Source organism: Winogradskyella schleiferi, assembly GCF_013394655.1.
Taxonomy (GTDB): Bacteria; Bacteroidota; Bacteroidia; order Flavobacteriales; family Flavobacteriaceae; genus Winogradskyella; species Winogradskyella schleiferi.
On the sequence record NZ_CP053351.1, the window covers coordinates 380,010 to 392,965 of the forward strand.

Sequence of the window (12,956 nt, forward strand, 5' to 3'; positions counted from 1 at the left end):
ATCCTATTTAAGGAGATAATGGTTTTTGTCTAGAATTTTTACTGGAAAGATTGTTAGTATTAAAACAAATTGAAGCTTATAGCATTGCGGGTTTTGCGTAAATAGCGTTGTAAAAAATTTATCAATACCAATAGACCAAGAAGCCCTCTAAAAAAATTAAAGAAAAAATTGAAATAAAAATTTAAAAGGTAGATACAATAAACAATGTTTTAGGTCTTGCCAATGCTGAATACCTATAACGATATAATTATGAGCCTTTGTTAAAACCAAAAACGTACAAAAGGCATCCAAGCTTCAGCATAAATACTTTTGTCTCTATCATACAATACGTCATATCTAATTCCAATCGTCACATTTCTACTCGTGTATCCTGCCCCTAAGAATAAAGCTGGATACCAATAATTGTCATCTACATTACTTACAAATCTTTCGTCAAAATTTCGATTGACGTTCAATTGTTCAAACTCTGCAGAGATCTGTAATTCTCGATAAGGGTTAATTAAACCAAGAACACTTCCTCCTAAAACAGTAGATTTAAAAAACTCTTTTTGAGAACTATAAGAAAAATTAAGACCAACTCCTGTTGCTACGTAGGGATTGAATCTGTAAATGGCATTTGGGGAAATTGCTCCACTGAAAAAGCCATCTCCAAAGCTTAGACCAATACCTCCACCGAATTGCACATTTTTCCAAAAAGTATTGTTATCTGATTGATTTTGTGAATATGATAATGTGATAAAAAAACAAATTAAAATGCTAGAGATCATAGTTTTTTTAATCTTAATTAAATTAATAGTTGTCATAATAAGAATTGTTATTTTCTAATTGAACTCATCTTGATTTTTTGTGTTTAACCGAAAATGAGAAATAAATTTGATCAGATGAAACTATTTTTGAAAGTCATAGCATAGCTAAGCTTAATAAAATAGCTGAAATATGAGTAAATTTAATCCATTTTTTAGGGAATAGAAAAAGTCAAGATAAGTTCAGTGTTATAAATATAATAAAACGACATCTATATTTAGCAAAAGTTGTATTTTTGACTAAATTATGTTGAAACGACAACGTCTCAAAAAGTATAATGGATAAATATTCCTTTCTCAACGCAGCACATACAGCATACTTTGCTGATTTATACGACCAATACCTCAAAAACCCAGATTCTGTAGAGCCTAGTTGGCGTGCCTTTTTTCAAGGTTACGATTTTGGATCAGAAAATTATGGTTTAGACGGTGAAATTGTTGAAGGTGTTTCTGCACAGATACCAGAACAGGTTCAAAAAGAATTTCAGGTTTTAAAACTTATTGATGGTTACAGAAGTAGAGGGCATTTGTTTACAAAAACAAATCCAGTAAGGGCACGGCGTAAATATGCGCCGACTTTAGAAATCGAAAACTTCGGACTTTCAAAAAATGATTTGCAAACTGTTTTCTCAGCCGGTGAAGTTCTTGGTTTGGGTTCTTCAGCTACTTTGCAAAATATCATAGACCATTTAGAAAAAATATATTGCGAGTCTATTGGTATAGAGTACATGTACATTAGACAGCCTGAAGAAATTGATTGGATTCAAAACAAACTTAATGTCAATGACAATCATGCGAATTTTACTAACGAGGGAAAGAAAAAAATCTTAAGAAAATTAAATGAAGCGGTTTCTTTCGAAAACTTTTTACATACCAAATATGTAGGTCAAAAACGATTTTCTCTTGAAGGAGGAGAGGCGTTGATTCCTGCTTTAGATGCTTTGATTGAAAATGCTGCAGAACATGGTGTGAAAGAATTTGTCATGGGAATGGCACATCGTGGTCGACTTAGTACATTGACTAACATCTTTGGCAAGTCAGCAAAAGATATTTTTAGCGAATTTGATGGTAAGGATTATGAGCAAGAAGTATTTGATGGTGATGTAAAATACCATTTAGGTTGGACCAGCGATCGTGTAACTGACAATGGTAAAAAAATAAATATAAATATCGCTCCAAATCCTTCGCATTTAGAAACAGTTGGTGCCGTTGTAGAAGGTATTACAAGAGCGAAGCAAGACGATAAATATCCAGATAATCCATCGCAAGTATTGCCTATTGTTGTGCATGGCGATGCAGCTATTGCAGGCCAGGGAATAGTTTATGAAGTTGTACAAATGGCAAAATTGGAGGGTTATAAAACTAATGGAACAATTCATATTGTAGTGAATAATCAAATTGGTTTTACCACTAATTATCTAGATGCACGTTCTAGTACATATTGCACCGATGTTGGTAAAGTCACATTATCTCCCGTTTTGCATGTAAATGCAGACGATGCCGAAGCCGTAGTGCATGCTACGTTATTCGCATTGCATTTTAGAATGAAATTTAAGCGCGATGTGTTTATTGATATGCTAGGCTATAGAAAATATGGGCATAATGAAGGGGATGAGCCTAAATTTACGCAACCGTTGTTGTACAAAGCTATTGCAAAACATAGTAACCCAAGGGATATTTATGCAGAGCGCTTATTGAAAGAAGGCGTTATTGATAAAGGTTTTGTCTCTAAAATTGAAAAAGAATACAAGGATAAACTTGAAGAAAAACTTGAGGATTCACGTAAGGTAGAGAAAACGGAAATCACACCATTTATGCAAAATGAATGGGTGAACTTTAAGACGGCAGAAGAGGATAAAATGATGAAGCCTGTCGACACAACTTATCCTAAAGCTAAGCTGGAAAAAATCACAAAGGCCATTTCCAATCTTCCAGAGGACAAAAAATTTATAAGAAAGATTCAACGTTTAGTGGAGTCGAGGCAGACGATGTTTGATGAAGATAAATTGGATTGGGCCATGGCAGAGCATTTGGCTTATGGTTCAATTTTATTAGAAGGAAATGACGTTCGTATGTCTGGACAAGATGTTGAAAGAGGTACCTTTTCGCATCGTCATGGCGTTGTAAAGGTTGAGGATAGCGAGGAAGAAATTGTGCTTCATAATCATATAAGTGATAAACAAGGTCGATTTTTTATTTATAATTCTTTACTGTCAGAATATGGTGTTGTAGGATTTGATTACGGTTATGCCATGGCAAGCCCAATAACATTGACCATTTGGGAAGCACAGTTTGGTGATTTCAGTAATGGTGCGCAAATCATGTTGGATCAATATATTTCTGCGGCGGAAGATAAATGGAAGCTTCAGAATGGACTGGTCATGTTGTTGCCCCATGGCTATGAAGGCCAAGGCGCAGAACACTCTTCGGCACGTATGGAACGTTATTTACAACTCTGTGCAAAAGACAATATGTTTGTTGCTGACTGTACAACACCAGCTAACATGTTCCATTTATTGAGACGACAAATGAAAGCCGATTACAGAAAACCGTTAATTGTATTCACGCCAAAGAGTTTGTTACGTCATCCAAAGGTGGTCTCAACGGTTGAAGAATTTGCAAATGGAAGTTTCCAAATGCTTATTGATGATGCCAATGCTAATGTAGATAAAGTGAAAACTTTAGTCTTTATGACCGGTAAGTTCTATTATGATTTATTGGAAGAGCAAGAAAAACTAGAAAGAGACGATGTGGCTTTGGTAAGAATAGAACAATTGTTTCCGTTACCAGCAGAAGATATTAGAGCGGTTATCAAAAAATATAAAAATGCAGACGATATTGTTTGGGCTCAGGAAGAACCTAGAAATATGGGAGCTTACAGTTACTTGTTGCTAAATTTAGATGAAGCCAAACGATTTAGAGCTGCGAGCAGAAGGCCTTATGGTGCACCAGCAGCTGGTAGTTCGGTCCGTTCAAAAATGAGACATCAACAAGTTATAGATTACGTTTTTGATAAAACCAAAAACAACCAGAGATAAAAAGAATTAACACAACGCAAATTAGAGCTTAATAAAAAAACAAAGCATGATTTTAGAAATGAAAGTGCCTTCGCCAGGCGAGTCAATTACTGAGGTAGAAATAGCAGAATGGTTAGTGCAAGATGGTGATTACGTAGAGAAAGACCAAGCCATTGCAGAAGTAGATAGTGATAAAGCAACTTTAGAACTGCCTGCAGAAGCAAGTGGAACAATTACTTTGAAAGCGGAAGAAGGCGATGCTGTTGAAGTAGGCGCTATTGTATGCTTAATTGATACTAGCGCAGCAAAACCAGAAGGAGAAGGTGATGCTCCAGCCACTTACGAGGGCGGTGATGAAGGCGGAAATTCAGAAAACGTCGCGGATAACTTAAAGAAAGAACAAGAGCAGACGCCAAATACAGGTGAAAAAGCACCTAATCCTGCTGAGAAAACGTATGCTTCAGGTGCCGCAAGTCCTGCTGCGAAAAAGATTCTCGCTGAGAAAGATATGGATGCTTCTGCAATCAAAGGAACAGGCAAAGACGGTAGAATCACAAAAGATGATGCTGTAAAAGCTGTGCCATCCATGGGAACTCCAACTGGTGGCAACAGAGGCAGTACGAGTAGTAAAATGTCCATGTTGCGTCGTAAAGTAGCTGAACGTTTAGTTGAAGCTAAGAATACGACAGCTATGTTAACCACTTTTAATGAGGTTAATATGACACCTATTTTTGAATTACGTAAGCAATACAAAGAAGACTTTAAAGCTAAGCACGGCGTAAGTCTTGGATTTATGAGTTTCTTTTCTTTAGCTGTTGTGCGTGCATTAAAAATGTATCCGGCTGTGAATTCCATGATAAATGGAAAAAACATGCTGACGTACGATTTTGTAGATATCAGTATTGCCGTTTCTGGTCCAAAAGGATTAATGGTACCAGTCATTAGAAATGCAGAAAACCTATCGTTTAGAGGCATTGAATCTGAAGTAAAACGTTTGGCTATTAGAGCTAGAGAAGGACAGATTACTGTTGACGAAATGACTGGTGGTACGTTTACCATTACCAATGGAGGCGTATTTGGGAGTATGTTATCAACACCAATCATTAACCCACCACAAAGTGGTATTTTAGGAATGCATAATATTATTGAGCGACCGATAGCTGTAGATGGTAAAGTTGAAATCCACCCAATGATGTATGTGGCTTTGTCTTACGATCACAGAATTATTGACGGCAAAGAATCTGTTGGATTCTTAGTCGCTATAAAAGAAGCTTTGGAAAGTCCGGAAGAATTATTGATGGATAATAATGTAAAGAAAGCTTTAGAGATGTAAGTCTTTTCAATAAGAATATAAAACTGAAAAAGCGCAACTCCATTGAGTTGCGCTTTTTTTTCTCCTAACTAACAAGAGGTGAACTAACTAATAACTAAAATTAACTAAAAAAATTAACAGCGATATTTGCCGATATTACGATTATAGAACTAACAATTAATAATGCGATGAATAGTCTATCGTTCTTTGATGAGGTTTCGTTTTTCATGGTTTCCATAGCGTTGATGTTTTTTAAAAAGCACTGAACTATAAGTCAATTCAGAGCTTTATTGAATTGATTTTGAGGTTATACCTATTTAAACTTTGAATTACCACAATCAAACTCGTTCATTTTCCGTTCTATTTCCTTGTTCATTATTTCCGTAGCTCGGGCTATGAAAACAAATCACAGCGTCATAGAACAAAAAAGCAACTTCGTTTTCTATACAGGATTTCAAAATTCAAATAGGTATTTTATTAATAGCTGGTGTAAATTTCGTAATAAATGTAATGCCATACTATACGTAACTTTACGTATTTTTTGAGTTTTTTGACCTTATTTCATAAAAAAAGTCTCGGACAAGTGTCCGAGACTTAAATAATCCCCTAAGAACTAACTAATAGCTCGTTATTAACCCTTAATTAATAACAATGATTAATTGATAACAATTATATCACTGGTGTAAAGGTCTACATTAAAATAATATGATACTATACGTAACTTTACGTATTTTTTGATTTTTTTGGTTAAGAGTTTATGAATTCTGAATTTTCCTTGGCCCAAATAAGGAGACTGTTTTGTTTACTTTCTAATTTTAACTTCTTTATAATATTACTTTTGTGCTTCTCTACGGTTCTGGTAGATATAGAAAGTACCTCTGCTATTTCAACACCTGTTTTGTTATTTGAGATTAACTTTACAATGTTTTTTTCGTGACTAGTTAAGGTGTCAAAATGTTCAGGAAGCTCCTGCAATTCGATAAATTCTAATAAATCTGGACTAAAATAAGCCTTATTGGCTTGAACAGAAGCAATACAATTTTCAATTTCTTCTAAAGCGAATTCTTTTAAGATATAACCATAAACACCTAGAGCTTTGGCTTCATCATATGTTTTTTCGTCTTTTTCGAACGTTATCAAAACAATTTTGGTTGAAATCTTTGCTGCTTTACATTTGGATGCAATTTGTAGTCCAGATAAAAAAGGCATTTTTATATCCAAAATGGCAATATCTGGCGTGTGTGCTTTTATTAAAGCCAAAGCTTCTTTTCCGTTTTTTGCACTCGCTAAAATATTAAAATCCTTTTCTATTAAAAAATCTTGCAGACCTTTGAGCACAAGGGGATGGTCATCTGCGATGATGATGGTAGGGTTCATTTTGCTATTAAATCAGTGGACATTAAAGGTAATGAATCTTTAGCTTATTATATTGAGATTATAATTTTAAATACAGGTATTTTTTCTCGTAATCGATAATAGCTTTTCCTTTTTTTAAGACATCCGCCCCTATAATACCGTCAACAGGTTCGGCATTATGGTTAATTAAGCCATTATTGACATGAGAAAGGTTGAACAATATCAAAGGAACACGATTTTTTTTCCATTTTCCGACTTTAATAGCGTTGGAATTAGAAATTTGAGTCAACATATCAGACGCACCAGCACCAACAGCTTTAATTTCAGAATCTTTTACTTTAAGGTTAAAACGCTCAATAGCTTCAAAACCCACACAACTATTTGAAGCGCCTGTATCTAGAATGAAACGGCCTTTAATACCATTAATTGAGGCTTTGATTTCAAAATGATTGGTTTTGGTAAATTTTAATTTCACTTTAGAATACCCTTTAGTTTCGAGAAAGTCTTTTAATGTGTCCATGTTTGCAATTTGTACAAAGATAAGAATTGGTATCAAACGTTAATACCCTTATTTTTGCAAAATGATAATTACCGATACACACACTCATTTGTATAGTGAAGCCTTTGACGATGACAGGGCAGAAATGATGAAACGTGCCCTTGAGGCCAATGTAAAGCGTTTTTTTATTCCTGCAATAGATTCCACTTATACAGCATCTATGCTTCAACTTGAGAAAGAGTTTCCGGAGTATGTGTTTTTAATGGCCGGTTTGCATCCAACTTCGGTAAAAGAAAATTATGAAGAAGAGTTGGCTCATGTTGAAGGGCAATTAGCAAAAAGAAAATTCTATGCTATCGGTGAAATTGGAATCGATTTATATTGGGATAAATCTACTTTAGATATCCAGATTGAAGCTTTCAAAAATCAAATCAAACTAGCAAAACAGTACAAACTACCAATAGTGATTCATTGTAGGGAAGCCTTTGATGAAATATTCGAGGTTTTAGAAGAAGAACAATCCGATGATTTATTCGGGATTTTCCATTGCTTTACAGGAACGCTTGAACAAGCAGAAAGGGCCTTGTCATACAATATGAAATTAGGAATAGGCGGCGTGGTTACGTTCAAAAATGGTAAAATAGACCAATTTATCAATCAAATAGATATTAAACACATTGTTTTGGAAACCGATTCGCCTTATTTAGCACCAAAACCATTTCGAGGAAAACGAAATGAAAGTTCCTATATATATAAGGTATTGGAAAAATTATCTGAACTTTACGGCAAAAGCCCGGAAGAAATTGCTAGTATTACTACTGAAAATTCTAAAGCTATATTCGGAATTTAAATGACAAAACAACCGCACATCCTATTAATATATACAGGTGGCACTATTGGTATGATAAAAAATGCCGATACAGGTGCTTTAAAAGCGTTCGATTTCACAAGTTTATTGGATAAAATACCAGAACTTCGATTATTGGCCTGCACAATTGAAACGATTTCTTTTAAAGAACCGATAGATTCTTCAAATATGAATCCTAAATATTGGGCAGATATTGCAACTATAATAAGTGATAATTATTCAAAATTTGATGGTTTTGTTGTATTACATGGTAGCGATACGATGAGTTATACGGCTTCGGCGCTCAGTTTTATGTTAGAAAATCTCGCAAAACCTGTTATTTTAACAGGCTCGCAATTACCAATAGGAGATTTAAGAACTGATGCGAAGGAAAACTTAATTACTTCAATTCAAATGGCATCTTTACAGATAGAAGGGGTGCCGGTAATTAGAGAGGTAGGCTTATATTTTGAATACAAATTGTATAGAGGGAATAGAACCACAAAGTTAAACGCTGAACATTTTGAAGCCTTTGAATCGTATAATTACCCACATTTAGCGGAATCTGGTGTGCATTTGAAAGTTAACTCAGAATATCTATTGAAACCAAAACCGAATACGGAACTAATTATTCGTACCGCCATGGATGCTGATATTGGTGTGCTAAAACTATTTCCGGGCATATCCAGACCGATTTGCGAAGCCATTCTAACAAGTAAATTAATAAAAGGATTAATCATAGAAACCTATGGTTCTGGGAATGCAACAACAGAATCTTGGTTTATAGAATTATTAAGAGACGCCATAAGGAACGGCCTGCACATTATAAACGTCACACAATGTGTTGGAGGAAGTGTAAATATGGGGCTATACGAAACCAGTTCACAATTAAAATCTATAGGCGTTATTTCAGGGAAAGATATCACCACCGAAGCAGCAATTGCAAAAATGATGTATCTATTAGGGGAGAAAATAGACCCTAAAAAGTTTCAATATTATTTTGAAATGTCCTTAAGAGGAGAAATCTCTTAAAAATAACAGTTTAAATTTTAGTGTTCGAAGATTTTTTTGTTATTTGGCATCGTGTAATTTTTAATTAAATTTACAGAGAGGTGGCCGAGTGGTCGAAGGCGCACGCCTGGAAAGTGTGTATACTCCAAAAGGGTATCGAGGGTTCGAATCCCTTCCTCTCTGCTCATATTTTATGCGATTGTTACATATTTTTTTTTATCTTTAACACTTTAACTAATAAAATTAAGAATCAGAACAATGAAAAGATTATTTTCTATCCTTGCCATAACATGTTTAATGGCTATCGGAACTGTTAATGCAAATGCAACAACATTAGCTTCAACAACAGCAACTGTAACAAGTGTAACTCAAGAAGAACCAGCTTCTGAAGATGTGAGTTTTCACCAAGAATTAAAAAAGCGTTTTATTGAAGGTGGTCCAGGCTTTATGGGTATTGTACTACTATGTTTAATTCTTGGATTAGCCATTGCTATTGAGAGAATTATCTTTTTAAACCTTTCAACAACAAACACTAAAAAATTAACCCAAAATGTAGAAGATGCACTGAACTCAGGAGGTATTGAAGCTGCAAAGGAGGTTTGTAGAAATACAAAAGGACCTGTTGCTTCTATATTCTATCAAGGTTTAGACCGAGCCGATGAAGATATTGATGCGGCTGAAAAAGCGGTTGTAGCTTATGGTGGTGTACAAATGGGACAATTAGAAAAGAATGTATCTTGGATTTCATTATTTATCGCTTTGGCTCCAATGCTAGGTTTCATGGGTACGGTAATAGGTATGATTCAAGCTTTTGATAAAATTGAAGCCGCTGGTGATATGCAACCTTCCTTAGTAGCAGGTGGTATTAAAGTAGCACTTTTAACAACAGTATTTGGTCTTATCGTAGCGATTATACTTCAAATATTTTATAATTACATCATTGCTAAAATTGATAGTATCGTAAATGACATGGAGGATGCTTCTATCACATTGATGGATTTATTAGTAAGACACAAAAAATAAAAAACAATTATGCACAAAATATTTAAAATTATTGCAGCTGTTCTTAGTTTGTTCGGTATCATTTCTCTTGTGAGAATTATTGCTGCCGGTGACGAAGCTATGGAAACAGGTGAGAAAGCAGGTTTATTTGAGCCTATGGCTTATACGGCCTATATTATATTAGGATTGGTTGTGCTATTTGTATTGGTTTTTGTTTTGCAAAACCTCTTTACAAATACGGCTTCTCTTAAAAGTACCTTAATAGGTGTTGGTGCGTTTGCAGCAGTATTGATTATTGCTTATGTAATCTCTGGAGGAGATACAGTGGCTTATAAAAATGGAGATAAAATGGCGACATCAGGAGAATCCCATTTGGTAGGCGCTGGTCTGATAGCATTCTATGTGTTATTAGCAATAGCTGCAATTTCCATGATTTTTTCAGGAGTTAAAAAAGTAATCAATAAATAATAGAACATGGCAAAAAGAGCAGCACCCGAAGTAAATGCAGGATCAATGGCTGACATTGCCTTCTTATTACTTATATTTTTCTTAGTAACAACAACTATAGAAAAAGATAAAGGATTATTAAGAAGTTTGCCACCTATTGATGACACTGAATATGAACCACCTATAATTAAACAAAAGAATTTATTTACGGTTTTAATCAACCGAAATAATCAATTGTTAGTGGAAGACGAAGAAATGCCTTTAAAGGATTTACGACAAGCGGCCATTGACTTTTTGGATAATGGTGGTGGTACAAATCCAGCCGGTCAATCTTGTGATTATTGTAAAGGGGAGAGAGATGAGTCTTCATCGGATCATCCTGATAAAGCAATTATCTCTATGAAACACGATAGGGAAACGACTTATGAGAAATATATGGAGGTACAGAACGAACTTGTAGCCGCCTATAATTACTTAAGAGAGCGTGAAGCTGAACGACTATATCGAAAGTATTATCCAGAAGCAGATAAGGTCTTTACCGCAATGTTAGAAGAGAAAGAAAAAAATCAGTTTAGTAAGGATGAGGTACTTAATGAGCGTATTGAGACCATTAAGAATTTATTTCCTATGAAATTGTCCGAAGCAGAACCTGATAAAAATTAAAAGAAACAAATATGTCTAAGTTTAGAAAAAAGGATAAAGGTGAGTTGCCTGCGATTTCAACGGCATCACTTCCAGATATTGTATTCATGTTGCTTTTCTTTTTTATGGTGGCAACGGTAATGCGAGATAGTACTTTAATGATTGAAAATCAATTACCAAGTGCAGATCAAGTAGAGAAACTTAAAAAAGATAGAACTATTTTTATCTATGCAGGTAAACCTAGCGAACAATACAAGCAATTTGGAAAAGAACCAAGAATTCAATACAATGATGCTTTTATTACTGTAGAAGATGTACAATCTTCAATATATCAAGGTATTTCTGAAATGAATGAAGAATTGCAAAGTAAAGTTGTAGTAGCGCTTAAGGTCGATAAAAATACCAATGCTGGTATAGTTTCAGATATTAAGCAAGAATTACGTAAGGCCAATGCCTTAAAAGTAATGTATATAGCTAATACAAAAATTGAAGAATAGAAATTATAATTCTTAATTTTATATATAAAACGTCTTGAGTAATCAGGACGTTTTTTTATGTAATGTGATTTAAACTTTTTGTAGCTTTATCAATATGAATTGTGCAAGTTATAAAAGTTATTGAGGAAATGATTAATAGCGAACCGCGTGTGAAAGTTAAAAACAAAAAATGTCAACACATGAAAGGATATGTTTTTGTTTTGCTGGCATTAATTGGACCGTTTGGGTTTTCACAATCCAAGAAAGCTGACTCAGAACTTTATAAAAACTATAGAGAGGATCAATTCTATGCGTCTATCACCTATAATTTACTCAATGGAAAACCTAGTGATGTATCTCAAAGTGGTTTTTCATCGGGTTTTCATTTGGGTTTTATTAGAGATATGCCTATAAACGAGCGACGTAATTTTGCCATAGGTTTGGGTTTGGGAATTTCTGCAAATTCATATAACCAAAAGAATTTATTAATTCAAAAAACTAATAATGAAATTACCTTCAACATTATTGATGAAGATGATTATAACGTTTCTAAAAATAAATTTAACGCTTATTTAATAGAAGTACCTTTGGAAATTAGATGGAGAACTTCTACATCAACAGATTATGATTTTTGGCGGATTTATACTGGATTTAAGATCGGTTATGTATTCTATAACGTCACCAAGTTTGAAAGCCAACTGGGAAATGTAAAACTGTCTAATAACGATAGTTTTAATACACTTCAATATGGCTTAACATTGTCTGCAGGTTATGGTACATGGAATTTTCATGTATATTATGGCTTAAATCCCATTTTTGAGTCTAATTCTAAACTTAACGATGAATCCATAAACATGAAAGCCCTTAAAATAGGACTTATGTTTTATATCCTATAACCAATAATTTAGCAATAATATTTGAGGACCCATTCCTGTAAAAACGCCAATTAATAGCTCTTGGTTGGTATGCGCCTTTAAATGTAAACGTGAAGTGGCAATAGCACCAAGAATTACCATCATCAGAGCAATAGTCCCATTTATATTTATTTGATAATGTATCCCAATAGCAACGGCGAACATAAAAAAACCAGAAGCTGCAATCATGTGGATACTTGCTTTTATTTTAAATATTGCCAAGATAAAACAGGTTAACGTAGAGCAAAGAATACCTAAAAAGAAATAGTACAATTCTATAATCTCGCTTGACGTTAAAACCCGAATTAAAATCAATAAAATAATTACACTATTTATAAATAGTGGAATCAAACGTTCTTTGGTACTCTTTAGATAAATGGAACTAACTTTATTAATGGTTTTGAGTAAAAAAAAGAGAAGGATAGGTAAAATAATTGTTAAAATAACTATGGAAAAGATTTTAGCCTTCATCACAGGCTCTGGAATAAATCGCGGTGTTTTAGAAAAGTAAAAAAGCACACCTAATAAAGGCATGATTAGAGGATGAAAAACAAACGATATGCTTTTGAGTATAATATCTTTCATTAGTAAGAAGCAAATGTATAGTTTTATCTTCAAAAAAACATACTA

Annotated in this window: 13 protein-coding genes and 1 tRNA gene; 10 read left to right on the top strand and 4 right to left on the bottom strand. The window is 34.1% G+C overall.

Translation table 11 applies throughout. The features are described 5' to 3' along the window. Positions 1-260: 260 nt before the first annotated feature. Positions 261-803, bottom strand: a complete 543-nt coding sequence (locus tag HM990_RS01735) for an alpha-ketoglutarate decarboxylase (RefSeq protein ID WP_178987282.1) — start codon at positions 801-803, stop codon at positions 261-263. A 278-nt stretch (positions 804-1,081) separates the two neighbouring features. Between HM990_RS01735 and HM990_RS01740 the strand changes: the two genes are divergently transcribed. Then, positions 1,082-3,841: a 2-oxoglutarate dehydrogenase E1 component gene (locus tag HM990_RS01740; RefSeq protein WP_178987283.1), complete on the top strand. Its 2,760-nt coding sequence runs from the start codon at positions 1,082-1,084 to the stop codon at positions 3,839-3,841. Between the two features lie 46 nt (positions 3,842-3,887). Continuing rightward, positions 3,888-5,153 (top strand): 2-oxoglutarate dehydrogenase complex dihydrolipoyllysine-residue succinyltransferase, encoded by a 1,266-nt coding sequence (odhB, locus tag HM990_RS01745; RefSeq protein ID WP_178987284.1) that lies wholly within the window; start codon positions 3,888-3,890, stop codon positions 5,151-5,153. A gap of 726 nt (positions 5,154-5,879) precedes the next feature. Here odhB and HM990_RS01750 read toward each other — a convergent pair. Further along, the gene (locus HM990_RS01750) at positions 5,880-6,509 is read right to left on the bottom strand and encodes a response regulator (protein WP_178987285.1); all 630 of its coding nucleotides are present in this window, start codon (positions 6,507-6,509) and stop codon (positions 5,880-5,882) included. Positions 6,510-6,567: 58 nt separating this feature from the next. After that, the gene (locus HM990_RS01755; protein ID WP_178987286.1) at positions 6,568-7,008 is read right to left on the bottom strand and encodes a retropepsin-like aspartic protease; all 441 of its coding nucleotides are present in this window, start codon (positions 7,006-7,008) and stop codon (positions 6,568-6,570) included. Between the two features lie 61 nt (positions 7,009-7,069). On the opposite strand from HM990_RS01755, the gene HM990_RS01760 reads away from it, so the two are divergent. The 8 genes from HM990_RS01760 to HM990_RS01795 all read left to right on the top strand — a co-directional run bounded on the left by HM990_RS01760 (position 7,070) and on the right by HM990_RS01795 (position 12,308). Further along, positions 7,070-7,837 (top strand): TatD family hydrolase, encoded by a 768-nt coding sequence (locus HM990_RS01760; protein ID WP_178987287.1) that lies wholly within the window; start codon positions 7,070-7,072, stop codon positions 7,835-7,837. Next, the gene (locus HM990_RS01765; RefSeq protein ID WP_178987288.1) at positions 7,838-8,866 is read left to right on the top strand and encodes an asparaginase; all 1,029 of its coding nucleotides are present in this window, start codon (positions 7,838-7,840) and stop codon (positions 8,864-8,866) included. A gap of 74 nt (positions 8,867-8,940) precedes the next feature. Beyond that, positions 8,941-9,028, top strand: a tRNA-Ser gene (locus HM990_RS01770). A gap of 75 nt (positions 9,029-9,103) precedes the next feature. After that, the gene (locus HM990_RS01775) at positions 9,104-9,868 is read left to right on the top strand and encodes a MotA/TolQ/ExbB proton channel family protein (RefSeq protein WP_178987289.1); all 765 of its coding nucleotides are present in this window, start codon (positions 9,104-9,106) and stop codon (positions 9,866-9,868) included. A gap of 9 nt (positions 9,869-9,877) precedes the next feature. Further along, positions 9,878-10,315, top strand: a complete 438-nt coding sequence (locus HM990_RS01780) for a hypothetical protein (protein ID WP_178987290.1) — start codon at positions 9,878-9,880, stop codon at positions 10,313-10,315. A 6-nt stretch (positions 10,316-10,321) separates the two neighbouring features. Continuing rightward, a complete protein-coding gene (locus HM990_RS01785; protein ID WP_178987291.1) occupies positions 10,322-10,957 on the top strand; it encodes an ExbD/TolR family protein in 636 nt (211 codons plus the stop codon). Between the two features lie 11 nt (positions 10,958-10,968). Next, positions 10,969-11,433, top strand: coding sequence for an ExbD/TolR family protein (locus tag HM990_RS01790; RefSeq protein WP_178987292.1), 465 nt, complete (start codon positions 10,969-10,971; stop codon positions 11,431-11,433). Positions 11,434-11,612: 179 nt separating this feature from the next. After that, a complete protein-coding gene (locus HM990_RS01795; protein ID WP_178987293.1) occupies positions 11,613-12,308 on the top strand; it encodes a porin family protein in 696 nt (231 codons plus the stop codon). Here the strand turns inward: HM990_RS01795 and HM990_RS01800 are convergent. Then, positions 12,303-12,911, bottom strand: a complete 609-nt coding sequence (locus HM990_RS01800; protein WP_178987294.1) for a hypothetical protein — start codon at positions 12,909-12,911, stop codon at positions 12,303-12,305. The two genes, HM990_RS01795 and HM990_RS01800, sit on opposite strands and share 6 nt — an antisense overlap. Positions 12,912-12,956: the final 45 nt, after the last annotated feature.

Bases quoted from the DNA above. Each gene is read 5' to 3' on its own strand.
- HM990_RS01735 (WP_178987282.1), bottom strand. From the start codon at position 803: ATGACAACTATTAATTTAATTAAGATTAAAAAAACTATGATCTCTAGC.
- HM990_RS01755 (WP_178987286.1), bottom strand. From the start codon at position 7,008: ATGGACACATTAAAAGACTTTCTCGAAACTAAAGGGTATTCTAAAGTG.
- HM990_RS01800 (WP_178987294.1), bottom strand. From the start codon at position 12,911: ATGAAAGATATTATACTCAAAAGCATATCGTTTGTTTTTCATCCTCTA.
- HM990_RS01790 (WP_178987292.1), top strand. From the start codon at position 10,969: ATGTCTAAGTTTAGAAAAAAGGATAAAGGTGAGTTGCCTGCGATTTCA.
- HM990_RS01760 (WP_178987287.1), top strand. From the start codon at position 7,070: ATGATAATTACCGATACACACACTCATTTGTATAGTGAAGCCTTTGAC.
- HM990_RS01765 (WP_178987288.1), top strand. From the start codon at position 7,838: ATGACAAAACAACCGCACATCCTATTAATATATACAGGTGGCACTATT.
- odhB (WP_178987284.1), top strand. From the start codon at position 3,888: ATGATTTTAGAAATGAAAGTGCCTTCGCCAGGCGAGTCAATTACTGAG.
- HM990_RS01750 (WP_178987285.1), bottom strand. From the start codon at position 6,509: ATGAACCCTACCATCATCATCGCAGATGACCATCCCCTTGTGCTCAAA.
- HM990_RS01740 (WP_178987283.1), top strand. From the start codon at position 1,082: ATGGATAAATATTCCTTTCTCAACGCAGCACATACAGCATACTTTGCT.
- HM990_RS01775 (WP_178987289.1), top strand. From the start codon at position 9,104: ATGAAAAGATTATTTTCTATCCTTGCCATAACATGTTTAATGGCTATC.
- HM990_RS01785 (WP_178987291.1), top strand. From the start codon at position 10,322: ATGGCAAAAAGAGCAGCACCCGAAGTAAATGCAGGATCAATGGCTGAC.
- HM990_RS01795 (WP_178987293.1), top strand. From the start codon at position 11,613: ATGAAAGGATATGTTTTTGTTTTGCTGGCATTAATTGGACCGTTTGGG.
- HM990_RS01780 (WP_178987290.1), top strand. From the start codon at position 9,878: ATGCACAAAATATTTAAAATTATTGCAGCTGTTCTTAGTTTGTTCGGT.